General features: G+C 36.4%; 21 protein-coding genes and 1 pseudogene. 12 read left to right on the top strand and 10 right to left on the bottom strand.

Going from position 1 to position 25,068, the window contains the following annotated elements; all coding sequences use genetic code 11:
* Position 1: 1 nt before the first annotated feature.
* The 3 genes from EKM66_RS04875 to EKM66_RS04865 all read right to left on the bottom strand — a co-directional run bounded on the left by EKM66_RS04875 (position 2) and on the right by EKM66_RS04865 (position 3,074).
* Positions 2-766 carry an ABC transporter ATP-binding protein gene (locus EKM66_RS04875; protein WP_125762262.1) on the bottom strand — a complete coding sequence of 255 codons (765 nt, stop codon included), beginning with the start codon at positions 764-766 and terminating at the stop codon, positions 2-4.
* 267 nt (positions 767-1,033) lie between these two features.
* Complete coding sequence (locus EKM66_RS04870) at positions 1,034-1,339, bottom strand: DUF2628 domain-containing protein (RefSeq protein WP_125762260.1); 306 nt, start codon at positions 1,337-1,339, stop codon at positions 1,034-1,036.
* Between the two features lie 13 nt (positions 1,340-1,352).
* Positions 1,353-3,074: a hypothetical protein gene (locus tag EKM66_RS04865; RefSeq protein ID WP_125762258.1), complete on the bottom strand. Its 1,722-nt coding sequence runs from the start codon at positions 3,072-3,074 to the stop codon at positions 1,353-1,355.
* Between the two features lie 281 nt (positions 3,075-3,355).
* Between EKM66_RS04865 and EKM66_RS04860 the strand changes: the two genes are divergently transcribed.
* From EKM66_RS04860 to EKM66_RS04830, 7 genes are all read left to right on the top strand, one after another.
* Entirely contained in the window at positions 3,356-5,362 is a 2,007-nt protein-coding gene (locus EKM66_RS04860) for a hypothetical protein (protein WP_125762256.1), read from the top strand.
* Between the two features lie 106 nt (positions 5,363-5,468).
* Positions 5,469-5,657, top strand: coding sequence for a type II toxin-antitoxin system HicA family toxin (locus tag EKM66_RS04855; RefSeq protein ID WP_125762254.1), 189 nt, complete (start codon positions 5,469-5,471; stop codon positions 5,655-5,657).
* 21 nt (positions 5,658-5,678) lie between these two features.
* The gene (locus EKM66_RS04850; protein ID WP_125762252.1) at positions 5,679-6,071 is read left to right on the top strand and encodes a type II toxin-antitoxin system HicB family antitoxin; all 393 of its coding nucleotides are present in this window, start codon (positions 5,679-5,681) and stop codon (positions 6,069-6,071) included.
* 93 nt (positions 6,072-6,164) lie between these two features.
* Positions 6,165-6,671 (top strand): acyl-CoA thioesterase, encoded by a 507-nt coding sequence (locus EKM66_RS04845; RefSeq protein WP_125762250.1) that lies wholly within the window; start codon positions 6,165-6,167, stop codon positions 6,669-6,671.
* Positions 6,672-6,761: 90 nt separating this feature from the next.
* Positions 6,762-7,037 (top strand): type II toxin-antitoxin system RelB/DinJ family antitoxin, encoded by a 276-nt coding sequence (locus tag EKM66_RS04840; RefSeq protein WP_125762248.1) that lies wholly within the window; start codon positions 6,762-6,764, stop codon positions 7,035-7,037.
* A gap of 180 nt (positions 7,038-7,217) precedes the next feature.
* Positions 7,218-7,664 carry a DUF3290 family protein gene (locus EKM66_RS04835; protein ID WP_125762246.1) on the top strand — a complete coding sequence of 149 codons (447 nt, stop codon included), beginning with the start codon at positions 7,218-7,220 and terminating at the stop codon, positions 7,662-7,664.
* A gap of 10 nt (positions 7,665-7,674) precedes the next feature.
* Complete coding sequence (locus EKM66_RS04830) at positions 7,675-8,304, top strand: DUF421 domain-containing protein (protein ID WP_125762244.1); 630 nt, start codon at positions 7,675-7,677, stop codon at positions 8,302-8,304.
* Here EKM66_RS04830 and EKM66_RS04825 read toward each other — a convergent pair.
* Positions 8,301-8,945 (bottom strand): Crp/Fnr family transcriptional regulator, encoded by a 645-nt coding sequence (locus EKM66_RS04825; RefSeq protein ID WP_125762242.1) that lies wholly within the window; start codon positions 8,943-8,945, stop codon positions 8,301-8,303. The genes EKM66_RS04830 and EKM66_RS04825 overlap by 4 nt on opposite strands.
* A 100-nt stretch (positions 8,946-9,045) precedes the next feature.
* Between EKM66_RS04825 and EKM66_RS04820 the strand changes: the two genes are divergently transcribed.
* From EKM66_RS04820 to EKM66_RS04805, 4 genes are all read left to right on the top strand, one after another.
* Positions 9,046-9,603 carry a hypothetical protein gene (locus tag EKM66_RS04820; RefSeq protein WP_125762240.1) on the top strand — a complete coding sequence of 186 codons (558 nt, stop codon included), beginning with the start codon at positions 9,046-9,048 and terminating at the stop codon, positions 9,601-9,603.
* Between the two features lie 173 nt (positions 9,604-9,776).
* Positions 9,777-11,582: a collagen-binding domain-containing protein gene (locus EKM66_RS12675; protein ID WP_125762238.1), complete on the top strand. Its 1,806-nt coding sequence runs from the start codon at positions 9,777-9,779 to the stop codon at positions 11,580-11,582.
* A gap of 421 nt (positions 11,583-12,003) precedes the next feature.
* Positions 12,004-13,464 carry a multicopper oxidase family protein gene (locus EKM66_RS04810; RefSeq protein ID WP_125762236.1) on the top strand — a complete coding sequence of 487 codons (1,461 nt, stop codon included), beginning with the start codon at positions 12,004-12,006 and terminating at the stop codon, positions 13,462-13,464.
* A gap of 415 nt (positions 13,465-13,879) precedes the next feature.
* On the top strand, positions 13,880-14,533 hold the full coding sequence (locus EKM66_RS04805; RefSeq protein ID WP_318530616.1) for a YczE/YyaS/YitT family protein: 654 nt from the start codon (positions 13,880-13,882) through the stop codon (positions 14,531-14,533).
* A gap of 636 nt (positions 14,534-15,169) precedes the next feature.
* Here the strand turns inward: EKM66_RS04805 and EKM66_RS04800 are convergent.
* The 6 genes from EKM66_RS04800 to EKM66_RS04775 all read right to left on the bottom strand — a co-directional run bounded on the left by EKM66_RS04800 (position 15,170) and on the right by EKM66_RS04775 (position 23,378).
* Positions 15,170-16,393 carry a GGDEF domain-containing protein gene (locus EKM66_RS04800; protein WP_125762234.1) on the bottom strand — a complete coding sequence of 408 codons (1,224 nt, stop codon included), beginning with the start codon at positions 16,391-16,393 and terminating at the stop codon, positions 15,170-15,172.
* 171 nt (positions 16,394-16,564) lie between these two features.
* Positions 16,565-17,773 carry a GGDEF domain-containing protein gene (locus tag EKM66_RS04795; RefSeq protein ID WP_125762232.1) on the bottom strand — a complete coding sequence of 403 codons (1,209 nt, stop codon included), beginning with the start codon at positions 17,771-17,773 and terminating at the stop codon, positions 16,565-16,567.
* 144 nt (positions 17,774-17,917) lie between these two features.
* Entirely contained in the window at positions 17,918-18,445 is a 528-nt protein-coding gene (locus EKM66_RS04790) for a GGDEF domain-containing protein (protein WP_125762230.1), read from the bottom strand.
* Positions 18,446-19,114, bottom strand: coding sequence for a hypothetical protein (locus EKM66_RS04785; RefSeq protein ID WP_125762228.1), 669 nt, complete (start codon positions 19,112-19,114; stop codon positions 18,446-18,448).
* A gap of 186 nt (positions 19,115-19,300) precedes the next feature.
* A complete protein-coding gene (locus tag EKM66_RS04780; protein WP_125762226.1) occupies positions 19,301-21,163 on the bottom strand; it encodes a hypothetical protein in 1,863 nt (620 codons plus the stop codon).
* Complete coding sequence (locus EKM66_RS04775) at positions 21,135-23,378, bottom strand: glycosyltransferase family 2 protein (RefSeq protein ID WP_125762224.1); 2,244 nt, start codon at positions 23,376-23,378, stop codon at positions 21,135-21,137. The genes EKM66_RS04780 and EKM66_RS04775 overlap by 29 nt, the downstream gene beginning before the upstream one ends.
* Before the next feature lie 383 nt (positions 23,379-23,761).
* On the opposite strand from EKM66_RS04775, the pseudogene EKM66_RS04770 reads away from it, so the two are divergent.
* Positions 23,762-24,992 (top strand): annotated as a pseudogene (locus EKM66_RS04770) (FAD-dependent oxidoreductase); the annotation flags it as partial.
* Between the last annotated feature and the right edge of the window lie 76 nt (positions 24,993-25,068).

The following is a 25,068-nucleotide window of genomic DNA, read 5'->3' as shown; positions in this document are numbered from 1 at the left end:
ATTAAGGCCTCCTTAACTTTGAAGCAATTGCTAGATATGATTCTTCTAAAGTTGCAGGACGGTCAATATGATGAACATCAGATTCACTAATAATGTCCTTAACCGTGCCATGTGAAAATATCTTTCCAGCACCAATTAGCAGTACTTCATCAGATAATGATTCAATTTCAGTCATCGTGTGACTAGTTAATAAAATAGCGACGCCACTATTTGCTAACTGTTTGATGATCTTGTGTATCTCTACGGATATCTCCACATCCAATCCACTAGTAGGCTCGTCTAAGAGCAATAGCGGAGGATTACCAAGCAAAGCACGTGCAATATGAAGCCTTTGCTTCATTCCTTTTGAGAAGAACTGAACCTTTTTGTTAGCAACATTTTTTAATTCCACTAGGTCCAATACTCTTAGCGCTTCACTACGACGTTCTCGGCGTGGAACTTTGGCTAAGTCAGCGAAGAACATTAAGTTATCCAAGGCTGTGGCACGACCATAAAATCCCAGCTCTCCACCAAGTACAACTCCGACCTTAGTCTTGAACTTGTTTTGATAACGGTCTTCACCATTAATTATAATTTTTCCGCTAGTGGGTAATAAATATCCACCAACCATGGAAACAATTGTAGTTTTACCAGCACCGTTAGGCCCTAGTAATGAGATTATTTCACCGTCGTGAATGTTGAAACTAACATTATCCACAGCTTTGAATTCGTCTTTATGAGAATTAAAAGTTTTACATAAATTTTCTACTGAAAGAACTATAGACAAAAAATCACCTTATTCTATTAATTTTTGATATAAGTTTTCCTTAACTGTTTCTGTTCTATTCAAAGTATTAAATCTATCTGCATTTTTGATCATAAAGCGTACCTCGTATTTTATTTAAACAGGTATAGGGTCACTGTTTAAAAACAGTATAAGCCTTTTGTTAAAAAAAATAGCATAAAATTAAAAAAATCTAATAATTGTATATGTGTACAAAAAAAGGAACATAAATCCCAATCTGAAGCTGGAATTCATGTTCCTTTTGTAGTTTTAAATATAACCTTGTGATGCCAAGACATTATAGTCACCATTGTCTGAAGGTTCAAATCCTTTATTCAACAGGTCTTTGACATATAGTTTGTTGTAGAAGAATGCAAAAATAAAATTAATTAGTAGTGAGCCGCCACCCCAAGTGAATACTCCTAGAACTATGTCAGCCAGTATTATAATGAAGAACCATTTCCAGTCTCCACGAAATGCTGCGGGCCAAAACCCCCAAAAGAATTCGGTCCAAGAGAATCCTACTTTGACATTCTTGACCTCTCTAGTATGTCTATTTATTAGGTTCGCAAACATAATAATTGTCCTCTCAATTTGAACTTAGTTTGTTATTTGATAATAAGTATAACTTATAAGGCAACCTTTTACTGTCTAATTTGAACCTATATAACAGGTATACCCAAAATACAATGGATAGCGCAGCACTGAATAGAATCAGATTGTCTTTGTGATAAGTTACTTTGAATGTCAGATGTTTCATTTTGTGCTTGGTATTCACCTGAACGGTGCCATTTTTACTTGTTGTGAATTCAATCTTCTTATTATTCAAACTTACACGGGTATTTTTGTAGCGAATAATTGGTAATTCAATCTTACTGTTCTTAGGTTGTTCACCAATGTGAATAACTATTGAGTCTCCTTTAGTCTGGGGATGGAATACGACTGGATCGTTGTTGATCTGGCCTATATTCCAAGCTGTAGATTTGATATTCTTTCCGGCAGCTTTGGGTGAGTACTGCTCATAATAGTCTTCATAGAAGTTATCAGTTTTGACTTGTCGTTCGGTCAAAGTCCTGTATTGATTATTAATATATTCCTGATTCTTAGCAATATTGGCTGACGAGACCCAGAATGAACAGAGAATGATTGCAAGAAGTGAAACGATGACAATCTGGAGTTTTTGAAGATTGAATTCTTCTATCACCATTATTAATAGTTTGCTGGCAATGACTGCCGTAAGTAATGTGGCTATCATCAAAAACCTGAATGGAAATTGAATCACGCGAATGGGAGTGTTTTGGAATAGGCTCCAAGGAAACACGTCAGTTGCCATGAAGAAGGATAAAAAGGCTAATGTATAAATACGCTGATATAACGGTGAAAGTTTGTAAAAAAAGATTAATCCTAATACTAGAGAAGTTATCAAAAATATCCCAAGATTGTACGTATTACCATCATAACTTTGGATGCTGCTGTTAATTAAACTAGCACGTAGTATCTTGAGTAAGACTTTTCCTTTGAGAATATATGGTGATGGCTGTGCATAAGGTTGGAAAGTTATCTCATTCAAGAATGGCAACAAGAAGATGGCACTGGCTCCAATTGTTGCTATGACCGCTTTGATCAGAGATTTGCAGCGTTGCCAGTAGTGATTGGATTTGATGGCGTACAGAATCAGGATAAAGATGAAAAAGAATGCACAAATAACTGTTGATAATAAGTGTGTTAATAAAAGTGCTGACATGCCAATTGCTAAAATATTCCAACTGCGAAAGTCTCCAAAGAACACATTATAAAATCCTAAAAAGCATATTGGTAAAATAATCATTGCGATAAACTCAGCTACATCTGTTCGTGGAAGAATATCTATTAGCATATATGTCGATAAATTATAAAACAAAGAAAAGATAATTGAATTCAAAAATGACTTGGAGAACTTCATCATTACCCAATGACTAATTAGAAATGATATGAAGAAATAAATGCCGATACCGGTATAAAATGCAGTAATCGGATTATTAAAAATCATCAATAATATTGCTATTGGAGCAATAGTTACCCAAGGATAAAAAATATTTATTCCATAGCCGATCAGCCGGAAATTGGAAGTGGAAATATTGGGGATAAAGTTGCCATATTGGAATGAATGCTTGATGGATACAAGTCTTCCTATATGAAATGGAGCGTCATCTCCACCCCAGATGATTCCTTTGGTATTCAGAGTAATGGTCATTATTACTGCTAGCAGAATATAGAGTAGGACTACTGTCAGTGATTTGATCCATTGTTTTTTGTTATTAGAAATATTCATGAGGATCTCCCTTACCTAGGTATTATACCGAAGACACAATATATTTTTACATCATAACTGGAATCTATGCATATACTTAAAATTTGAAAGTGATTGACGATACGTATATCGTCCTAAATAAGCCTGTTAGTTCAATTGAAATGTTGAGCTGATAGGCCTATTTGCTGTATAAAATATAATATCAATTTATAAAAAATAATTTATTGATTACTGAAAATAATACTTCATAAGTATTTGCGATAATCAATATGAAATTATTTTGTATACAAGGAGAACTGATTATGAAACGACACCCAATAAAGAAGATGTTTCTAGGATTGTTCTGCCTTAGTGTTCTATTGATCATATCTATCAGAACTGTTGATAGGTACGAAACTGATATTGCTCAAGCTGATGATACTGAGGAAGTAGTTGTTAAACCAATGGAGAAGCCTAATAAAGATGTTGTAAAAATTTTGGGTATTTGGTTGACCAATGGATACTCACTGCAGCCTGAAGATGATTACTATACTCAAGTTGGGCAGCAGATTATTATTCGTACTAGTGCCGGAAGATCTGTTTGGTCAGTTCTTGGAGGTATTTTTGACGGTGCCCATTATAGATGGTACAAGACAACAGATGCTGGAGAGACCTGGACTGAAGTTCCCAAAGGAGACGGTGGGCAAAAGATGAACATGCCTGTTACTCCGACAGAGATTGGTACGACTTGGTATCAACTAGATACACAATATTGGAATTATGCCACTGGTTGGTTATTAAAGACGCATATTTATTCTCAAGTAACTGCAGTACATGCCAAGGATCCGGTTAATGCCACTGGTTTGAAAGTCACGGCTGATGATGAATACTTGTACAATTCATCCAACAGTAATATCTCTAATAATTCCACTCACGTTCATGGATATCCTACTCCAAGCGATGCTAACGGAACTATTACATATACAGTTGATAATCCTGACATAGCTGATTTTACCAAGGATTCTGATAATGGTGGTAATACAACAGAGTTGGTTGCTAAGGACGGTGCAATTGGGAAGGTAAAGGTAACTGGTACCTTACATAATCCTAATGGTTCAACCGTTTCAGATTCAACTACTGTAATTGTTGGTGGTGGTCTGGATGATCAGACTGTTGATATTGGTGATGATGCAACGTTTGATATGCAAGGTAGTACAGTCGGTGATAATGATGATGCTGACGGTAAAATAACGATCGAATGGTATAGATATGATCAAAATGGAAAGAAGACTACAGTTGCCACGAGTACGGCGTCTGACTATCGTGACTATCTTTCCTATACAGTACCGAATACTACGATGGATGATGATGGAACGACTTATCAAGCCAAGTTAACGTTCAAATATGGTCTTATAAGTAGTACTTCACTAACGACCAATCAGGCCAAATTGACAGTTATCAATAAGCCTGATCTGACCATTACTAATAGTGTGAAGAACGAGACTTATCAATCAAATAATGATGATCATATTCTGAATGGTGTTACCAATGACGATAAGGTTACGTATAACGCCGTTATAACTGAAAACAGTGATAAAGGAGTTCTGAAAGATGGATGCTACGTAATACCACTGTATTCTGGAACTAAGGTAGATACTGTTGAGTTAGATGGAACAGTCTTGGATCCGAGTGAGTACTCAATCGTTAATAATAATGAAGATGGTACAGACGACTTGGTTATCACGGGATTGGATTATGATGGAGTAGATATTAGAAGCCATTCAGTCGAAGTGAGAACGACAGTTGCTGGTGTAACTGGTCAAGATGCACTGACTTATACACCTTATGCGTATGGAAATTCAAATACTAACGAAGTTTATATGACCAAGGGGACTCCGGAGACAATCAATTACGTGTTGGATGGTTTCAGTGTGTCTGTGGACGATTTGAACTTTGGTCAGATCAGACCAACTGACAATAAGACACTTCAATATCGTGATGATGAACACAACGCACCAAATGGCAATGTTGTGAAAGTCAATGATCAAAGACGTGACAAGCAAGGTAAGAAAGCCTACGTTTCACAGAAGACACCTTTCTCAGATACCATGGGAAATATTCTCGCTGCCAGTGTCAGATATTATGACAACGGTAATTATGTAGATTTGTTTGATAATAAGGTGCTTTTGCATGAGACAACAGCTGGTGAGAATTTTGATTCAATTGGTTGGGACAAAGAAAACGGTCTGCTTTTATATATCGATGATGCATTTTTGAGAGCAGGTACGTATAGTGCTGAACTTAGTTGGGATTTTGAAGATAGTGTGTAATTTAGACCACAGAGATGTGGTCTTTTTTCGTAATTTTGATTATGCACAAAAATTGCTGATTATGAGTATTAATGTGTATAATTGAAAGAAATGAGGAACACTTTTAATGACTATGAAGCCTCGAGAGTTAGTTAGGTTATTAAAACAACATGGCTTTATTGAAAAATCTCAAAGAGGATCACATTTGAAGATGTATAATCCAGTAACTAAAATATCTATCCCGATTCCAATCCATTCGAAAGAGTTAAAAAAAAGATTAGAACAATCAATATTACGTAAGGCTAGGATTAGATAGATGATGAAAGGACTTTTAAAAATGGAGAATAAAAGGAATATATTAATTTATCCGGTCATTTTGCATCCTGAAGATAAGGGATATACAGTTGAAATTCCCGATGTCGATGGAGGAACTTGGACACAGGGTGAAGATTTGAGGGATGCGCTGTTAATGGCTGAAGATGCAGTAGGTATTATGTTGGAGGATATGACTGAATATCCAAAGGCTACAGATCTTGAAAATATTAACTGTTCCAAAAATGATATTAAAACGATTATTTCGATAGATATGGATGAATATCGTAGAAATAATCCTAAGACAGTCAGGAAAAATGTCACCGTTCCTGAATATTTGGTTAAGTTAGGTAAAGAACAAAATATTAATTTTTCGGCTACTTTGACTGAAGCGCTTCGTACGAAATTAGACGTTTAAAATCGTCTAATCATATACTACGGTTATTGATCAATTGTCTATGGATTTTTTCTAGTATAATAATAGTAATTAATCATATTACGAGGTAAAACTATGAAATCCTTAAAAGTTTCACAAACTTTGTCAGTCAGTAATCATCGAGTATTCTCTTCGGATTTGAATGAACATGATACAGTATTCGGTGGCAAGATACTCGCTACCATTGATGATAATTCTTCAATTCCAGCTTCCCGTGTTGCTAGAATCGAGACTGTCACAGCTTCAGTTGATCAGGTTAACTTCATTCTGCCATTTAGATTGCAGGATTCGATGTGTACTGAATCGTACGTATCTGGTGTTGGTAAGCGTTCGATAGAAGTATTTACGAAGATTATTGGCGAACATTTGAAGACTGGTGAGAGATTCTTAGGTTTGACTTGTTTCTCATCATTTGTAGTTGTTGAAAGAGGTATTGAATTACCTGAAGTGGTTCCTGATACTGATGAATACAAGTTTGTTTGTCAAGGTTATCAGCAAAGACAAGCTGAGCGTATGGAGAAGTTGATGCGTCAGCGTGAGTTTAATAATAATATTAGTTTGGATTTTCCTTGGAATAAATAATGATTACTTGTAACTTAGAAGCATAACGGTACACAACGTGTGTCATACATGCTATTATGGTCAAAACATCATTGGAAACGGGTGATATTGATGCAACAAATAAATAGTAGTGATAAGGATAAAAGAATTAGCATTAGGGTAGATCCAGAATTAAAAGAAGAGTCCCAAGAATTATTTAAGTCTATGGGAATGGATTTATCGACTGCCATTACAATGTTCTTAAAGCAGTCGTTGACCGATAATGCACTCCCATTTAAACCACGTGCAGAAAATCCTCAAAATATTGCAGCTAGAAAAGAAGCTGAATCTGGTAATCTAAGAAAGTTTAATTCTGTAGATGAATTGTGGAACGAACTAAATGATTAGCATTGAACGTACTACTACATTCAAAAAAGATTTTAAGCGAATAAGCAGAAAACATTTTGATTTAGAGAAAATGAAAAATGCAATTAATTATTTTAAAAAGTTGGTCTCTTTTAATAGAGAACAACTTTTTTCGTATATTATAATAGTAATAGTGCTTTATGAATTTGAGGGGAAATTGCAATGACTTTTTACTCGTATCAACATTTATATGAACAGAATCAAGAACCCAATTTCTTATTTATCCTGGTAATTTTGGGGCTATCCATTGCTTTGATTGTTTCTGGAGTTTTGTATTTTAGGAATCGCAGAGATAACAAATACCGTGATTTAGCAATTATCTTTGTTTTTGCAATCGCATTGTTTTTTGGAATCAACTACAACAATTACGAGAAACAGATCGATATTAATAATCAGACTAATCAAACTCTGACATTGATGCGTTCGATTTCAAAAGAAAAGAAGATTCCCAAGAAAAAACTTTATTCGAATAGCTCTAGTCTGACTGAAGGGATGTTGATAAAAGCCGGCAAGAATTATTATCGTGTCAGTTTTGATAATAATGTCAATAGTTACACTTTGAATAGGGCCAGCATCGTTGATTCCAGTCAGATTAATTTGGTGAAGTAGAGGAGAAATTATGGATATATCATATGGTAATTTAGCATTGAAGTTAACGATTGGATTTCTCTTCATGGTTATCCAGATCAATCTTTTTGGTAAGAGCAATATTGCTCCAACTAGTGCCATTGATCAGCTTCAAAATTATGTACTTGGTGGAATCGTTGGTGGTATGATCTACAACTCTAGCATCACGACATTCCAATTTACCTTGGTTTTGATAATTTGGACATTGATAGTGTTTATCGCCAAGTTCTTGTCGAATCACAATGTTTACTTCAGAAGAATGATAATTGGTTCACCTAAAATGATCGTAAAAAACGGCAAGATCGATGTTGATCTTGCCTTACGTAATGGATTGTCAGCTTCCGACTTATCGTTTAAACTGCGAACTGCTGGCGTTACCGATATAAGTAATGTGAAGCGTGCTGTTTTTGAACAGAATGGTCAGTTAACTATCATTATGAATGACGAAGAAAATATCAAGTACCCAGTTGTGTTGGACGGTAAGATCAATACTGATGAATTAGAGATGATTGGTCGTGATCCTGAATGGGTCGAACGCAAACTAAAGGAACAAAATTTGGATGTGGCTGATATTTATCTCGCTAATTATATTAACGGTAAAATAATTGCTTACACGTACTAGAGAATCGTAAATTCTCTTTTATCTAATTTTATCTTGTTTTCCGCAACTAATAATTTTAATTGCCGACTTAGTGTTTCAGGAGTAATCCCTAAATATGACGCTAGGTCTTTTTTTGTGACTGGAAGCTTGAAGTTTGAACTATTGAATTGGCCTTGTAATTCTAGTAGATAGTTATAGAGTCGTTCCTTAGAAGTTAATAGAGTATCGGTGACGTCACGCTGTTCTAGTGATGTTAATCTCTCGCCCAGTATGTCAACCAAAGACAGTGCCATTTCAGGGTATTTCTTTAAGACGTCTTTGAAGGCGTCTTGTTTCAAATAACATATTTCGGTTGGTTCAGCGGCCTGTGCAAAATTGTGATGTTGGTGACTGGTGAATAATGCTCCAGTTAAGTCAACGTCACGCGAACGCAGCATGTAGAGTGTACGCTCGCGGTCATCGTCAGCGTAACTAAAGACACGAACTCTTCCAGAATCTACGATCATTAATCGATCATTGGGGTCACCAGGCGAGTAGATCATTTGTCCATTGTTGATCTTTTTTTGGTGAACAGATACTTTAGCCAGTGCTTCAATAACGCTTCTTGGAGCACCTTTGAAGATGGGAACTTGTTCCACGCATTTGATAGGGTCATGTGCCATAAATTATTTTTCTCTTTCTTGACATATGTCAATTCTATTTGTTCGTCATCAGTATACAATAACTCTTGTAATCAATTAAGACATAACTGGAGGAGTTACTATGACAGAAAAATATAGTGCAAAAATCGTTCCATTGAATGAGAAAAAAATCGGTACAGCTGCTCACGGAACAGCTACATTTGAAATTGAAAATGATGTTTTGAAGATTCACATCTCAATGAAGGATACTCCTAAAAATACACAACACTGGGAACACTTCCACGGATTCCCAGACGGGAAAGATGCACAAATTGCCACTAGTGCACAAGATGTTAATGGTGATGGTTTCGTTGACCTGCCTGAAACAGAACCAGTATCAGGTACAACCATGGTTCCATTTGATGCCGCACCACATGATATGAATGTCCCTAATGATACATATCCAGTTTCAAACGCTGACGGAAGCTTTGAATATGAGAAAGAAGTTCCATTGGATAAGCTACAAGCCAAGTTTAAGGAAGTATTTGGAACTGATGATTTGGAATTAGACAAGCGTGTTATTTATGTCCACGGTGTTCCAGATGATCTAGAATTACCAGATACCATCGCTGGTGCTGTGGGTCATTATGATCAGCACGTTACATTGCCAATTGCTGTAGGAAAAATTGAGAAGATTTAACAAAGTTGGTTTTGTAAATTACATTAAATAGGAAATAATAATTAAGGGAGCGTGCAATAATGCACGTTCCTTTTTGTTTTCCCGTAGATTGTGCTGTGTTTAAACGTGACAAACTTACAAGTAAATTTATAAAATAAAATTATGTCACAAATTTATTGATTGGAAGTGAGAATATGAGGAAGAGAGTTATTATGACTGCTACTGGATTATCGGTAGGTCGTATGTTGGTATATTCGGCTATTTATCGGCCGTTTATTTCAGATTTAGTTAAATCTGAGCAAGTCTGGGCCGCAAGTAATGAAAGCTCTGTAAAAGTTTTTGATATTAATGCGGTGTTGGTAAATGATGCTATTAATGATGGTGGAAGAGTCCAGGATGATTTTGGGGAAAAACCTAATAATCTGTTAAGTTATGCAGCCTATTTTCATATTTTTGCTAGAGAAGCTACATTGACCGCTCATACTAATGGGAACTTGGCGGTTCAAAAATTAGATGGTCGTGTTAACTTTGGAACAGCGATTCATGAGGGAACGCTGGAAAAGGATATTTACTATATTGAGAACTTAGTACATTGTATTGAGAGCTCCTTTGTCGTTAAAAATGATACTCGAGGGAACAAAGTTGTTTTTGGCGACAGTGTCTTACTCAATATTGTAAATGGGGATGTCTTTGCGGATAATAGGAAAATTAATCATTTAGATCCGTCTGAATTATTTCAAGATAAAAACAATAATAAATATATTAATTTTGACGAAATGTTCAGCTCGTTAGGAATTCAGTCAAATAAGTTATCGCAAAGGACTCCTAACGCAGAATTGAATAATGATAATTTTACAGATGAGAATAACAGAGTTATCAAATTACAGGACTACGAGCCGAATGAAAGAAATGAAATTGTTATTAATCTAACTGCTAAAGTTCTGGCTAAAGATAGGCCATTGATCATAGATGGCATTAGTAAAGAAAAGGTTGGGACAACAGTTATTATTAATGTCGATACTGAAGGACAAGCTGAGTATAGTATGTCATCACCGATCAAAATCAAATATAACGATGGTGGTGATCGAGGCAATAAGAATACTGAAATATTTGATGATAATCATCTGTTGTGGAATTTTTATGATAGTAACTCGTCAGATGGCTTGTATCATGGCCTGATAAGAATCGACGCAACATTTCAAGGGAGCCTTTTAGCCCCAGAAGCTCACGTTGAGGCCTATCATAATTTCGATGGTAATATTGTTGCCAACACTGTAAAAATTGTTAACGGAGAAAGTCACAGATGGGACTTCCAAGATGGTTCTGATACTGAGACGGATTTCCCAGATCCAGAGATTCCAGAAACACCAGAAGTACCTGAGGAACCAGAAGAGCCGGAAATTCCGGAAGTGCCGGAAGAACCGGAAATCCCGGAAGTACCTGAGGAACCAGAAGAACCGGAAACACCAGAAGTACCCGAGGAACCAGAAGAATTAGAAACACCAGAAGTACCTGAGGAACCGGAAGAACCAGAAACACCAGAAGTACCTGAAGTTCCAGAACAGCCGGAAATCCCAGAGAAACCAGATGAATTCGAAGAACCAGAAGTTCCAGATACACCCAAAGAACCTGAAAATCCAGGTGATTCAGAGATTCCAGAGGAACCCAAGTTTCCAGAAATAGAAGTTCCAGATTTAGAAGTAGATCCTGGATTAGAACCTGAAACTGATTCTGCGGTTGAAAGTCCAGTTTTGGAAGAAGTAGACGAAAGAGCCACTTCTAATGATCCGGTTATGATGTCGGAAATGGATAATGACACTGATATGAGTACTGAGGCACCGTTAGATCTAGCTTCAGTTGAAGATACTCCTGATAAAAGTGTGGTCGGCTCAAGATTCTTACCGAAAACACAGACAATGAATCGTGAGATCTTAAGAGTTTTGGGAATGGCATTAGGAGTATTCTTAGCGATATTTAGGTTTATACGAAAGAAGAATTAATTTAGTAGAAGCATATTCAACATTTGGGCACTAAGGAGAATAGGAGATGTAATCTGACTTTGGATTACATCTCTTATTTGTTTAAGCAGAATAAGGTCACGTCTTGTCACACTTTTAACCAATATGACGATTACATCAAACACTTGTTAATTTTTGAATTAATAATTAAATAATTAGATATCTATTTTTATACTTGTAAACGTTGTATTAAAATATATGTGTAAAAGTTTGGTGGTGATATTGTGATGGGTGGATCGAAATTGTTTTCGGTATTCATGGTTATCTTTTATGCCATATTGCTTTTTCTCGTGATTGCTAATAAGAACATGATAGCAATGTATATGATGGCTATCGGAATGTTGTTTGAGGCAATTGTTAATCTGTTTGGGGTTTTTAAAAAATAGAATAGAAGGCGAATGTATTGGGAGAAAAAAAAGTTTACAATGATTATTTCTTTGATGAGCCGATATTTGACTTGCATGACGGTGGATATAAGCCATTAGAGGTGGCTGACGTGCCAGAGAAACCGTTAAATATTCCAGAATTGTTGAAGCCTGACAAAGTTGAGGGTAATGATGTTTATTACACATTAACTGCTCAAGAGGGCGAAACACAGATGCTACCAGGTAAAAAAACTAAGACCTGGGGATACAGCGCCAATATATTAGGTAAGACAATTGTTTATAAAAAGGGTGTACATTATCACGTTCACCTAGTTAATAAGTTGCCAGAAGTAACAACATTTCATTGGCATGGATTAAATGTCACAGGACCTATCGTTGATGGTGGTCCACATGCACCAGTTTACCCTGGTGGCAGTCGTGATATCGACTTCACACTTGACCAACAAGCACAAACTGATTGGCTACATGCTCACCCATGTCCAAATACAGCTCGTCAAGTCTGGAATGGTCTAGCTGCAGCAGTCGTAGTTACTGATGATGAAGAAGCTAAATTACCATTCCCAAGAAATTATGGCGTCGATGATATTCCGGTTATCTTGCAAGATAGAAGTTATCATGATAATCAGTTGGACTACAAAGCTGATTACGATATGGATGGTACTTTGGGCAAGTACGCTTTGGTCAACGGTACTATCAATGGTGTATTTGATGTGACAACACAACGTGTCAGATTACGTATTCTTAATGGATCTAATCGTCGTGAATGGCGTCTTCATTTTGATGACAACCATGAATTCACACAAATTGCTTCTGATGGAGGTACATTGCCATCACCAGTTCACTTCACCAAACTAATGCTGACATGTGCTGAACGTGCCGAAGTTATTGTAGATTTTGGTGATAAGAAGCCCGGTGACGTTGTAACTTTAATGACAGATAATATTCCAGTTATGAAGTTCAAGATTGGCGAGTATAAACGTGAAGATGTTGAGTTACCAGAACACATGGCATCAATTCCAACACCAGTGCCAACGCCAGGTACACCAATCGTACATACCGTAATGTCAGGTATGGATGATCAAGTTAGACTTGACGGTAAGTTGTTTGATATGCAAAGAATCGATAAGAAGCAAAAGATCGGTGATACAGTAATTTGGGATGTCACAAATACAAATGACATGGACAAAGGAATGATTCACCCATTCCACATGCATGGTAATCAATTCTTAGTATTGAGCAGAAATGGCAAAGAAGTATATCCAAATGAACATGGATGGAAAGACGTTGTCGGTGTAAATGCCGGAGAGACAGTACGCTTGGCCGTTAGATTCACTAAATTTGGAGTATACATGTATCACTGCCACATTCTAGAGCACGAAGATACCGGAATGATGGCTCAGATCGAAGCATATGATCCAAATCATGAACATAAATTCCATTTGATTTCTATGGACGAAATGCAGCATCCAAAGAAATAGAGATTGGAAGAGGCCGGTGAGATTCTGAGCATTAGCCTAGGTTTATTGATTGCACACGAAGTGGGCGATTAATAAAGCGTAGCTGAGCACAGGAATCTGGCCTCTGTAGCTCATTTTAGAAATAGAGAGTGGAAGAAGGGCGGTCAGACCTTGAGCATTACCTAGACTAATAGTTTTGTCACGAAGTGACAAAGCTATTAGTCGTAGTAAGCGCAGAGGTTTGCCCTTCTGCAACTCGTTTTAGAAATAGAGAGTGTCGAAAGCCGGTAGCAAGCACAGACTGCTGGCTTTCGTAAACTCATTTCCAAAAAAACAAAAGAAGATTAAGCAAAAAATGCCTAGTCTTCTTTTTGTTTGGAACGAAAAGTAATAACATAAACTTATCGTATTTAAACATTATTAAGAGGGTGGATTCGTGGAGGATAACAGTTTTAAAAAGAGAATGGGGTATTTGATATTTGCAATTATCATAGATGCTGCATCCAATGCTCTGATGATCGATAGCAATGTCGGTAGTGCCGTTTGGATGGCATCAGGTGTAAATATATCACATTTGATAAATGTTTCTTATGGGACAACTTTGTTTGTTTATGCGGTATTGGTAACGATTGCAAATCAAATATTGATTGGTAAGTTTGATGGACATATTTTTATTTCAAATTTGCTATTTTCTTTGCCATTTAGTTATTTGGTCGGATTCTTCTCTAATTTATATCTACCGTTGCAATTAAATCATTTGAATATTGTATTCAGAATTGTTCTAGATGTTCTGGGACTGATCGGTGTTTCAGTCGGTACATCGATTTATCAACGTTGTAATCTGATTCAACATCCCAATGATGAATTAGCATACCTATTAAGATTTAAGTATTTACATGGTTCAGCGGGGTGGGGACAGTTGCTGAGCTATACGCCGCCAGTAACAATTATGGTGATCTGTTTTGTGACAACAGGTAAGTTGTTATCCGTCGGCATAGGAACATTGTTGGCGGTATTTATCCAAGGAATAATTATTGGCATAGCTGATAAAATAGTTGTACCTTCGTTGAAACATCATTATGCGCTGTAGCCTACAGTTATTAGATATTATTCTAATTTTGAATCAGTATCTTGCTCGAGAAATTTACAAAACTATTATTGATATACATTAGCCGTAGGTAATAAAATATTTTATCAGCCATGAGAGTGGCGAAGCCACAGGACGAACCTGGAGATTTGCATGGCAAAGCTTCAGGTCGAGGTGAGAGACCGCACTTTGGCTCGAGCCGGTCCACATGGCAGATAAGATATTTCGTTGCCGGAGGCGGGAACCATTGAAGCCAATCTATCTATCATTAAGTTAATATTAAATAATTGTTAAAAGAATATAAAATTGAAACCATTGATTTGAAAAAGAGTTAAAATGTTTTGTTTAATACCTATTGCGCCAAAAGTACTTATGTTGTACTATGGCAATTAGGGACTACCAGATTCAAAATAACTGATTCCTTCCCGAGGGTGAGACGAAAGTCTTACCTTTTTTTGTGGGCAAAATCATACATAAAAAGCTGTTGTAGCGCAAATACATGAGTCATTAAGAGTGCAGTGTAAACGCACAACTAAAGACAGCTTCTTTCGTTAAATAAAAAATCAGCGCATTTACATAAGTAAATACACTGATTTTTTAAATTATATTTAGAAGTTAAACGTGCTTTGCTGCACTTTGTTATATTCCAGTTTCAAATAAGAATGTTTCATCTTCAACAGTAATACGGTTTCTTCCAGATTTTTTCGATTCATATAAGTAGTGATCAACACGTTTGAATAAGTCATCAAAACTTTGATCGGTGGCAGTCAATTGAGTAACGCCAAATGAAATATGAACATTTAATTTATCGCCATTATACGATAGAGGATCGTTAATTATTTCATTACGGATCTGATTAACTATTTTTGCGGAGTCCTCAGAATCAAGACCCCGAAAAATAATAACGAATTCCTCACCACCGTATCTGAATAATTGTCCCTTGCGAGTTTGTTCAAATAGTTGATGATGACAGAGTTTTGCCACATGTCGTAGAACTCTATCTCCTGCTAAGTGTCCGTAAGTATCATTGAATTGCTTGAATTGATCGATATCAAACATTGCAAGTGTCATTGGTTTATTGCTGTTTCGATAAATATTGAATATTTGATCTGACATTTCATCAAAATTGCCACGGTTTCTGACGCCAGTCAATTCATCGTAATTAATTCTTTTTGATAATTCATTTAGTGAACGTCGTATCTTTGTAGATACGAAACGAATCGGCCACATGTATAGGATGAAACCTATCAGCATATAGAAAGTATTTAGAATAGAGAATTTATAAATTGACCAGATCAATATCCACCAGATGCCACCATAAATTACTTGTAGTGATAGATACTTCCATTCGGTATCTTGAATCGTGTTTTTGTCAATTGAAATAATAATTACAGTGATCGCCAGTACAATCAGGATTGATATGAAGAACACAGCGTAGGTCATATTACCATCAGCTAAGTGATGTCCAAAAATGTAAAGTGGGGCAAATATGTTCACCAGATCAATGAAGTAATTCTGCAGCGTATACAGTGAATAGAGCATCAAAGTCATTTGTGTAGTGGCGTAGAACCAGTTGGCAGAATCGCCAGCATTTATGAATTTGAAAATATGTTGAACAAGGATCATACCGACAACTAATCCGACGGCCTCAAGGAAGTCAAATCCCATATCGTACAGCCAGTTTTGATGTTCCTCGATTTTTTCTTTGAATGTGTAAGACGGGATAGTCAGAATGGTAATTATCCCAATTGCCGTCAAGCCAATGATTATTGAATTGATGTTTATGTTGATATTTGTAAAGCCTTGAAGAATATCTGTGTCTAATTGAATATTTATCCCTCCACCCCTAGAACAAGATTTCAACAATACTAGTCTTAAAGGCTATATTTGTTAGTAAGCTGAAATTAGTATAACACTGAATTTTAATAATTTAATTTATAAAAATTAAATAAGGCAATTTCTTTCATTCAACTAAAAAATCAGCGCATTTACATAAGTAAATGCACTGACTTTTTTAGTTATACTCATAGAAAACTACATATTTGTTTCAAATGGGAATGTTTCATCCTCAATGGTAATACGATTTCTTCCGGATTTCTTTGATTCATACAAGTAGTGATCGACACGCTTGAAGAAGTCTTTGAAATTCCTGTCGGCAGGAGCTAATTGTGATACTCCGAATGAAATACGGATATTTAGCTCATTACCATTGTAGTAGAGTGGATCATTGATCAATTCATTACGAATATTACGAATTATTTCTACTGAATCATCAGTGTCCAAACCACGGAAGACGATAACGAATTCCTCACCGCCGTATCTGAACAATTGACCTCTGGTTGTTTGTTTGAATAATTGATGATGGAATACTTCAGCCACATGATGCAATACCATATCGCCAGCTAAATGGCCGTATTCATCATTAAAGTTTTTGAAACGGTCAATATCAAACATTGCCATTGTTAGTGGGATATCTTTTTCATGTGAATAAACTTTGAATATTTGATCAGAGATAGCATCGAAGTTAGCTCTGTTTCTAATACCAGTCAGTTCGTCATAATTAACCTTTTCGGACATATTGTTGTAATTATTAAATGAGTTTCTGATCCACTTGGAAACATAGCGAATCGCCCACATATAAACGATGAAACCAGACATCATGTAAATTGTCTTGACTGGTGAGAATTTGTAGATAGACCAGATAAGAATCCACCAGATACCACCATAGATCATTTGTAGTGCAAGATATTTCCATTCAGTACTCTGTAATGTGTTCTTATGGAAGGCAATATAGATAACTGTGATTGCCAAAACAATCAGAATTGCCACAAAGAAAATATTGTAGTTCGTGTTCTCATGAGCCAAGTGATGCCCGAAAACGTATAGTGGGGCAACAATATTGACTGCATCGATGAAGTGATTCTGCATAGTGTATAACGCATAGAGCATTAGAGTCATCTGTGTCGTGGCATAGAACCAGTTCGTTGAACTGCCAGCATTAATAGCCTTAAATATGTGTTGAACTAAGATCATGCTCAACACTAGTGCCGCAGCCTCTATAAGACCTAGAACCATATCGACATACCATTTTTTGTGTTTTCGAGAAATTCCCTCAAAACTATACGATAAAACGGTCAAAATAGTGATTATTCCGACCGTTATCAGGCCAATAATTATAGCGTTGATATTGGCGTCAACATTTAAAAGTCTTTGAAAAATACCAGCTTCTAGCTGTATAGTCATTCCGCACCTCTGAATTAGATTTCAAGTTGTAACTTTAATAACCTCAATTATAGTTGCGTCTAACAATTAGTATACTACATGTTATCGAAATAATTATATTTAGATATAAAAAGAAGCTGGGCTGTTTCCCCAGCTTCTTTGAATTCAACTTTCAAAACTTATAGTTCTGTCTTCAACTGTTAAGCTATTTCTACCTGCGTCTTTGGATCTGTACAGATAGTGATCAACTCGCTTGAATAAATCGTCGAATGAAATATCGGTATCTCGTAGTTCAGTTACACCGAAAGAAACACGGATATTCAACTCTTGACCATTATAATCAAGTGGGTCATTGATCAATTCATTTCGAATGTCTTCAATTATTTTGACACTTTCATCGGCTTTTAGACCTCTGAAGATGATGACAAATTCTTCACCACCGTAGCGGAATAATTGTCCACGAGTAGTTTTTTTGAACAATTGACGTTCGAAGTGAGAAGCAACATGTCTCAAAACCTTGTCACCAGTCAAATGGCCATAGGTATCATTGAATCTCTTGAAGTGATCAATATCGAACATGGCAATCGTCATTGGTACGTCAGGATCACTGCTGTAGACTTTGAAGACCTCTTCAGATACTTCATCGAAGTTGGCTCGATTCCTGATTCCAGTGAGTTCGTCATAATTCACCATTTAAGTTAAGTTGTTATATTTGTCGAAAGAATTTCGAATCCATCTAGCTAAGTAGCGAATGATCGACATGTAGATAACAAATCCTATGACCATGTTGAATGTATAGTACAGCGTGAACTTGTGGAATGGCCAGATGATCACCCACCAAATGACACCGTAGATTGCTTGGACTATGATGAATCTCAAGTTAGAGGACAGTATTTTTTCTAAGTTATGATAGATATAAATAACGATTAGAGCAAGTAAAATTATTGAAATTGAAAATAGTATTAGATAGTTATTGTACCCAGTTACGGCACGATACCCGAATATATAAACAGGTGCAATTATATTCATTATCTCGATAACACGATTCTGCATTGTATAAAGACTGTAAAGAAGGATGGTTAGTTGAGTAGTTGCGTAGAACCAATTCCTTGCATCCCCAGAATTCAGAGCTTTGAAAATATGTTGAACAAGAATCATGCTTATTGCTAAGACAATGCCTTCAATTAACTGAAGGAAGAATCGATAAGTCGAATTGGAGTTACCCTGCAGGAGATTCTCGAATGAGTACGCCATGAGGGTGATTATCGTCACAATACCAACTGTGATCAATCCTATAATAATTGCATTAATATTGCCGTCTACACTTAAAAGTGATTGGAAACTATCAAAGTTATAAGTCATTGACATCCGTCACCTCTAAATATTAATTTGTAAACTATTTGCTATAAATAATTATTGACATTATAGCAACTAATATAGATATTACCATTAAGTTGAATATATTGTTAGATTATATAAATAAAAATCTTTTTAGAATATTTGAAACAAAATTTATAATTTCCTTTCATGTAAAAAAATTATCAAATATTAGTTGTTAGCATCTTTTACAAATTCTTTTTGATCCAGAATTTGCTTGGTTGAGTAAATTCCCGGTCCATACTTCTTATGGTAGATCTTTTCGGTCATGGCGTTAAATGTGAAATGTTTTTTCAAAATAACAACTTTATCGTAACCTTTGAGCATTGCGACAAATTGATCGTCGTCCATAACGAAGAATTCTTTGGCATCGACATTTGGTGTGAATAAGTAGTATTTACCAACGTAAGCCGTGAGGTAACTATTAACATCTGCGGCATCGGTGGAAACTATCAGGTAACGAGTATGATTGAGCTTCATATTATTACCAGTCATTTTTGAAACTCTCGATGGTTCGGTCTTGCTATAGAGCTTCTCATTGTAGCGAATACCGTTATTCTCAGATAAAGCCATCAGTGTTGCAATAAAAATCAAACCCATTGAAGTATATTGGTAGATCTTTTTGGAAGTTATTGTCTTATAGCTTCGATAGTTACGCAGCATGATGTTCTGCTCATATAATGAAGCATCTAACTCTTGAGCCAGAACCATGGCGACAGCCCCAAGCGCCAATATGACAATACTTGAAGCATATCTCTCGAATCCGGCAAGTTGCAATGCTTCTGGAGTAGGCATTGACACTAAGAACATCAATAAAATACCAACGTAATACAAGATTATTGTAATATCGATGGCGATAAGTGCCTTGAGCGCATGGGTTTTATGTTTGATGCGATATTTGATGATAAAGAAGGTAATCAACAAAATCAGATTGACCAGAATGATTCCTTTGGTGGATAAACTGGAAAAACTAAAAATACTTGAGACATATTTATGAATTATTTTATGAACAATGGTCATAGACTTGTCACCGAAGATAGTTTCATATGATTTGATACTTACTTCGTGTTTAGACGCTTTGAAGGTAGATTTGACATGACTATTCCAGATCATAATTGGTGCAAGTGTTTCGGTGACCATAAAAATAAGACTGATAGTACTTTTAATGACAGCCTGCATAGTCTTTGAATTGTGGAAAACTTCATAGGCATAGTAGCCAATTACGATCACACTGAAGATAATTCCGTTGTTCTTAATGATTCCGATCACAGCGCCCAGCATTGCTGCGTGTAAAGTCATCAACCCAATTTGATTCCGGTAGCGATAGATCCCACTTATTGCAGCAATTGATAACATAGGAATAACAAAATCAACCAATAGATTGTTCATTCTGATAGCAATGTTGAAATAGTTAAAGAGTGTGATCATGGTACACATCATCATAGTGATAAGCGCACGACTCTCATCTCTGATAACAGCAAACATTGCGACCATACAGCTGAATAACAAAATGAATTGTGCAAATAACATGTTACCGGCTTCAAATCCGACAATATGTGTTACGTAATAAACAAATAGTGAGCTTCCCATTGGATAGGAAGTAAAACTGATTATGGTGTCTGCAGCCCCTGGAAGTCGTCCTTGTGTATAAAGGAATTTAACGATAACTGCCCAGTGTGAGAAATTGTCGTAATGTTCCAAATGAGCACTTAAAAGAGTTGTTCCGAGCATTGCTCCATAGAACAGCATCCAGAGTGTATGCAATTGAATAGGAAAATGCCAAGTACGATATTTGAGATTGAGGATAAAGCTGACCAAAAAAAGGATTAGCCCCAGTCCGAACATAACATTTGCAGCAAGATTCAGAAGTTTGAAGTAAGCGAAGGCATATAGTACTAGGATATTTCCGCAAAATACCATCACCCAGATAAGCTTGCGGTCAACCTTGGTATATCTCTTTGCAGTGGATACATATCCCCAAGTTGATAGGAAGAAAGCTATGAATTTAAGCGTTGTTAACAGAATATTCGTCATATTTTCCTCCCCAATCATTGATGATATCTACAAATGAATCATTGTTAAGCAATTTTTCTAGATTATTAACTCGATACTGGCGTTGATTGGATTCAGCGTTTTTTTTCGCCGTCAGATCCAGACTTATATCATCGGATAATTTCAAATGAAGAGTATCCGGTAATTTTTCGAAGCTAGTACCAGCTAGTGTGACGGTTTCAAAGTTAAAAGTAGTCATAGTGAATTCTTGAGATTCAGAATTGAAACGTTTGTTGACTTGGATTATTGGGAATTCATTGGTGAATTGTCGTTGAACTTGTTTCTTGTTGAAACGTTGATCGAAGTTATCCATTAATTCATCCAAAGCCGTATCCCAAGGATCACGTTTTTGTGGAAGATACTTGTTGAATCCATCGTGAATTATCTGTAAGTATTCGTTGTACTCTTTGGTTTCTGGAGTGAGGAGTGATACACCGTACATCCAGCCATTGCGAGTTTCAAAGGCACGCACGATTTTGCCTTTTAGGTGTGATTCATAGTCATCATTTTTTAGAACGAAGTCGATTGCAGTGTCTTTAGGGAAATATAGAGGGTTCTTAGAGATGAATGACAAACCACCCTCAGATGTATTGGTTGTTTCAAGATCGTATCCACGACCGTTAACGGAAACATTAACATTGATTCGTTTGGCGAATCGCTCAGAACGTCTGAAAATTGGGCGACCTAAACATAGAAGAACCGCAAAAGATAGGTTGATCAATGCCATGAGGAGCCAGAAAGTTATGACACTTCCATACATGATCTCTGAACCGAACTTACCATAGTTGAACTTGACGATACTTACGAAGACAATTATCCACAGTATTAGGTAAGGAAGAACATAGATGAGATCCTTCTTAGAAGTTTTGGCTTCCTTGTTGGTTACTTTGAACGTTTTGGCTTTGATGCCGAAGCTTTCCAAGATAACGGGGAAGAATAGGTAGGGGGCGAAGACAGTTTCCTGGATCTCTCCCCAGCGCTGCGTTCGAATATTACCAGTAATATTTCTTAGAACAAGTTGAACTAGGAAGTAACTCGGAGCCCAAATAGCTAGAAGAATCCAGAAGTCAGCATTAACGACTCTGATCTTGAATAGAGCATATAAAACTGGTGCGAAGATATAGAGGAATCTTCTTGGAAATGCCCACCAGTAGAAGTAACTGTTCATGTAGACCAAACGTTGTGCACCAGTCAAATTACTGTTGAAAGGAACTTTTAAGTTATAAATACTTTGGATAACACCACGTGCCCAACGAATTCGCTGTTTCATAACACTCTTGAAATCAACTGGGGTCAATCCGCTCGCCATAGGTTCGACAGTCGAAATATTGTTGTATCCTTGGGTATTGATGCGCATGCTTAGTTCAAAGTCCTCGGTAATGGTATCGGTAGGAAATCCACCAGCGTCTACAATAGCTTGCCGAGAAATAACTGTGTTGGAACCAGTATAGATAGCAGCACCGTGGGCGTTATTGAGCACGTTAACTTCACGTGAAAAGTAATCCTGTTCGTTGGGGATGGAGTTTTCTGAGAAAAGGTTGTACTGGAAGATATCAGCGTTGTAGAAGCTTTGCGGAGTTTGAACTAATCCAATAGGTTTCCAATCCTTAGGTGGATCATCTTGTTGTCCTTCTTTTTCGTTCTCGACGAAGTAAGGGACTGTCTCAAGTAAAAACTCTGAGTATGGAATCATATCCGCATCGAATGTAGCAACTAATTTTGAGTGTGTTTTGGACAAAGTGTAGTTGTAGTTACCAGCTTTGGCGTCCTTGTTGTCAACGATACCCATGTAGTTCACATGATAACTTTCAGCCAGTTTCTTTATTTCAGGCCTATTAGCGTCGTCAGATACGTAAATATGTACTTTTTCCTTATCAGGGTATTTCATAAAAGTACAGGCATTAATAGTTTTCATTAATAAATCAGGTGGTTCATTATGAGTTGCAATTAAGACGTCAACATCGGGATATTCTTCGTCTTTTATCTTTGGGCGTGGGAATGCCTTGACCTGTTGCTTATTCCAAATCAGCACAAAGGCTGTGAAATTGGAAATGATTTCACTTAGTAGTAACAGGATGGCAAATAGCAATACCCAGAATTGTGAGTGCCAAGGGATAGTGAAGAATAAGCGCCATAGCAGGTAAATCATTGTTGAAATGATGGTCACGGCATATATTATTTTTTTAGTCCATGTCATATAAAGTGTCCCTTGATTTAGTTTTTGAATTTTTTGTTTTTGGTTTTTGTTTTTTTGCCGCCTACGGTTAAATATGCATCTGCTTTAGTTTTAGACGGTTTTTAATTTGTAATTGAAATCCGTGGTTTGTGTTGAGTTCAAAAGCAAGATTTCAGACCTTGGTTGAAATCGGTCTACACAGTCGGTATATCAATTTCAACAGTAGGAACAAAAAAATCAACATTCATTATAACGCAATATTATGTCTTACAAATTTAATTATATATATTATTTTTAAAAAAGGTATACTTATAAAATTGTGCTTGGAATATCAAAATATTGTTTAAAAAAATTGTATTTGTTGTATGATTGAAGTGTAGTACTTTCAAATTGGAGGAATTTAAATGAAGGTTGTTGTAGTTGGGTGTACCCATGCAGGTACCGCCGCTGTAGATCAAATTTTACAAGATCATCCCGGAACAGAAGTTACTGTATGAACGTGATGATAATATTTCATTTTTGTCATGTGGTATAGCTTTGTATTTGGGACACAGAGTAAAGCGTCTTGAAGACATGTTTTATTCAGATCCTTCCGAATTGGAAAAACTCGGAGCTAAGGTATTTATGAAGCATGATGTATTAAAAATTGATGCAAAGAATAAGAAGTTAATGATTGAGGATATTAAGTCAGGTAATGTTTTTGAAGATACTTATGACAAATTAATTATGACAACTGGTTCTTATGTACAAGTTCCACCAATCATGGGAATTGATAATTCAAAGATTCTTATGTGCAAGAGTTATGCACAAGCTCGTGAAATTTATGAGTCAGCTAAGGATAACCATCATATTGCCATTGTCGGTGGTGGATATATTGGTGTCGAATTGGCTGAAAGTTATGCTAATACAGATCACAAAGTTACATTGATCCAGTCTGGAGACCAGATTCTGGACCATTATATTGATAAGTCAATGTCTAAGAATGTTGAAAAACTTCTTACGGATAATGGCGTTGAAGTATTTTTGAACGAACGTGTTAGTGGATTCAGTGGTGATGACAAGGTAGTTATTGAGACAAACAAGGAAGATCACAAGGCTGACTTGGTCATCGTATGTACTGGATTCATCGCTAATACAGAATTATTACGTGGACAAGTTGATATGGATCGTCGTGGAGCTATCATTATTAATGAATATGTTCAAACTTCAGATCCTGATATTTATGCCGCTGGGGATGCATGTACCGTTAATTTCAATCCAACTGGCAAACCAGCTTATATGCCACTTGCAACGAACGCTATTCGCCAAGGTGCTTTGGCAGGTGTGAATGTCTTCGGAAATACTCAGAAATATATGGGAACACAAGCAACTTCCGCAATGGAATTGTTTGAGCACACGATTGCTTCTACAGGATTGACTTTGAAGAATGCATTGCAATGGGGCTTTAATGCTGACTATGTAATTTATCATGATTACTATCGTCCAGCTTATATGCCTACAACTGAAATGCTAACGATCAGACTTGTCTATGATAAGGACAATCGTCGAATCTTAGGTGCACAGTTCTTTAGTAAGCATGAAGTTGCACAATCAGCTAATACTATTTCTGTAATGATTCAAAACAAAAATACCATCGCAAATTGCAAGAACAAGTTAGCCACTTTTTAAAAGACTGATACCAAGGGAGTTTCAGTTAGTGGAGTTAAGTAAT

The organism is Companilactobacillus hulinensis (genome assembly GCF_003946555.1).
Taxonomy (GTDB): Bacteria; Bacillota; Bacilli; order Lactobacillales; family Lactobacillaceae; genus Companilactobacillus; species Companilactobacillus hulinensis.
Note: the sequence above shows the minus strand (reverse complement) of the source record. Positions and strands in the feature narration are given on the sequence as shown.

Excerpts from the sequence above, each read along its gene's own strand:
- EKM66_RS04830 (WP_125762244.1), top strand. The coding sequence starts at position 7,675 with ATGGATATATCATATGGTAATTTAGCATTGAAGTTAACGATTGGATTT.
- EKM66_RS04855 (WP_125762254.1), top strand. The coding sequence starts at position 5,469 with ATGACTATGAAGCCTCGAGAGTTAGTTAGGTTATTAAAACAACATGGC.
- EKM66_RS04845 (WP_125762250.1), top strand. The coding sequence starts at position 6,165 with ATGAAATCCTTAAAAGTTTCACAAACTTTGTCAGTCAGTAATCATCGA.
- EKM66_RS04790 (WP_125762230.1), bottom strand. The coding sequence starts at position 18,445 with ATGGTGAATTATGACGAACTCACTGGAATCAGGAATCGAGCCAACTTC.
- EKM66_RS04860 (WP_125762256.1), top strand. The coding sequence starts at position 3,356 with ATGAAACGACACCCAATAAAGAAGATGTTTCTAGGATTGTTCTGCCTT.
- EKM66_RS04820 (WP_125762240.1), top strand. The coding sequence starts at position 9,046 with ATGACAGAAAAATATAGTGCAAAAATCGTTCCATTGAATGAGAAAAAA.
- EKM66_RS04775 (WP_125762224.1), bottom strand. The coding sequence starts at position 23,378 with ATGACATGGACTAAAAAAATAATATATGCCGTGACCATCATTTCAACA.
- EKM66_RS04840 (WP_125762248.1), top strand. The coding sequence starts at position 6,762 with ATGCAACAAATAAATAGTAGTGATAAGGATAAAAGAATTAGCATTAGG.
- EKM66_RS04850 (WP_125762252.1), top strand. The coding sequence starts at position 5,679 with ATGGAGAATAAAAGGAATATATTAATTTATCCGGTCATTTTGCATCCT.
- EKM66_RS04825 (WP_125762242.1), bottom strand. The coding sequence starts at position 8,945 with ATGGCACATGACCCTATCAAATGCGTGGAACAAGTTCCCATCTTCAAA.
- EKM66_RS04785 (WP_125762228.1), bottom strand. The coding sequence starts at position 19,114 with ATGACTTATAACTTTGATAGTTTCCAATCACTTTTAAGTGTAGACGGC.
- EKM66_RS04780 (WP_125762226.1), bottom strand. The coding sequence starts at position 21,163 with ATGACGAATATTCTGTTAACAACGCTTAAATTCATAGCTTTCTTCCTA.
- EKM66_RS04865 (WP_125762258.1), bottom strand. The coding sequence starts at position 3,074 with ATGAATATTTCTAATAACAAAAAACAATGGATCAAATCACTGACAGTA.
- EKM66_RS04835 (WP_125762246.1), top strand. The coding sequence starts at position 7,218 with ATGACTTTTTACTCGTATCAACATTTATATGAACAGAATCAAGAACCC.
- EKM66_RS04795 (WP_125762232.1), bottom strand. The coding sequence starts at position 17,773 with ATGACTATACAGCTAGAAGCTGGTATTTTTCAAAGACTTTTAAATGTT.
- EKM66_RS04870 (WP_125762260.1), bottom strand. The coding sequence starts at position 1,339 with ATGTTTGCGAACCTAATAAATAGACATACTAGAGAGGTCAAGAATGTC.
- EKM66_RS12675 (WP_125762238.1), top strand. The coding sequence starts at position 9,777 with ATGAGGAAGAGAGTTATTATGACTGCTACTGGATTATCGGTAGGTCGT.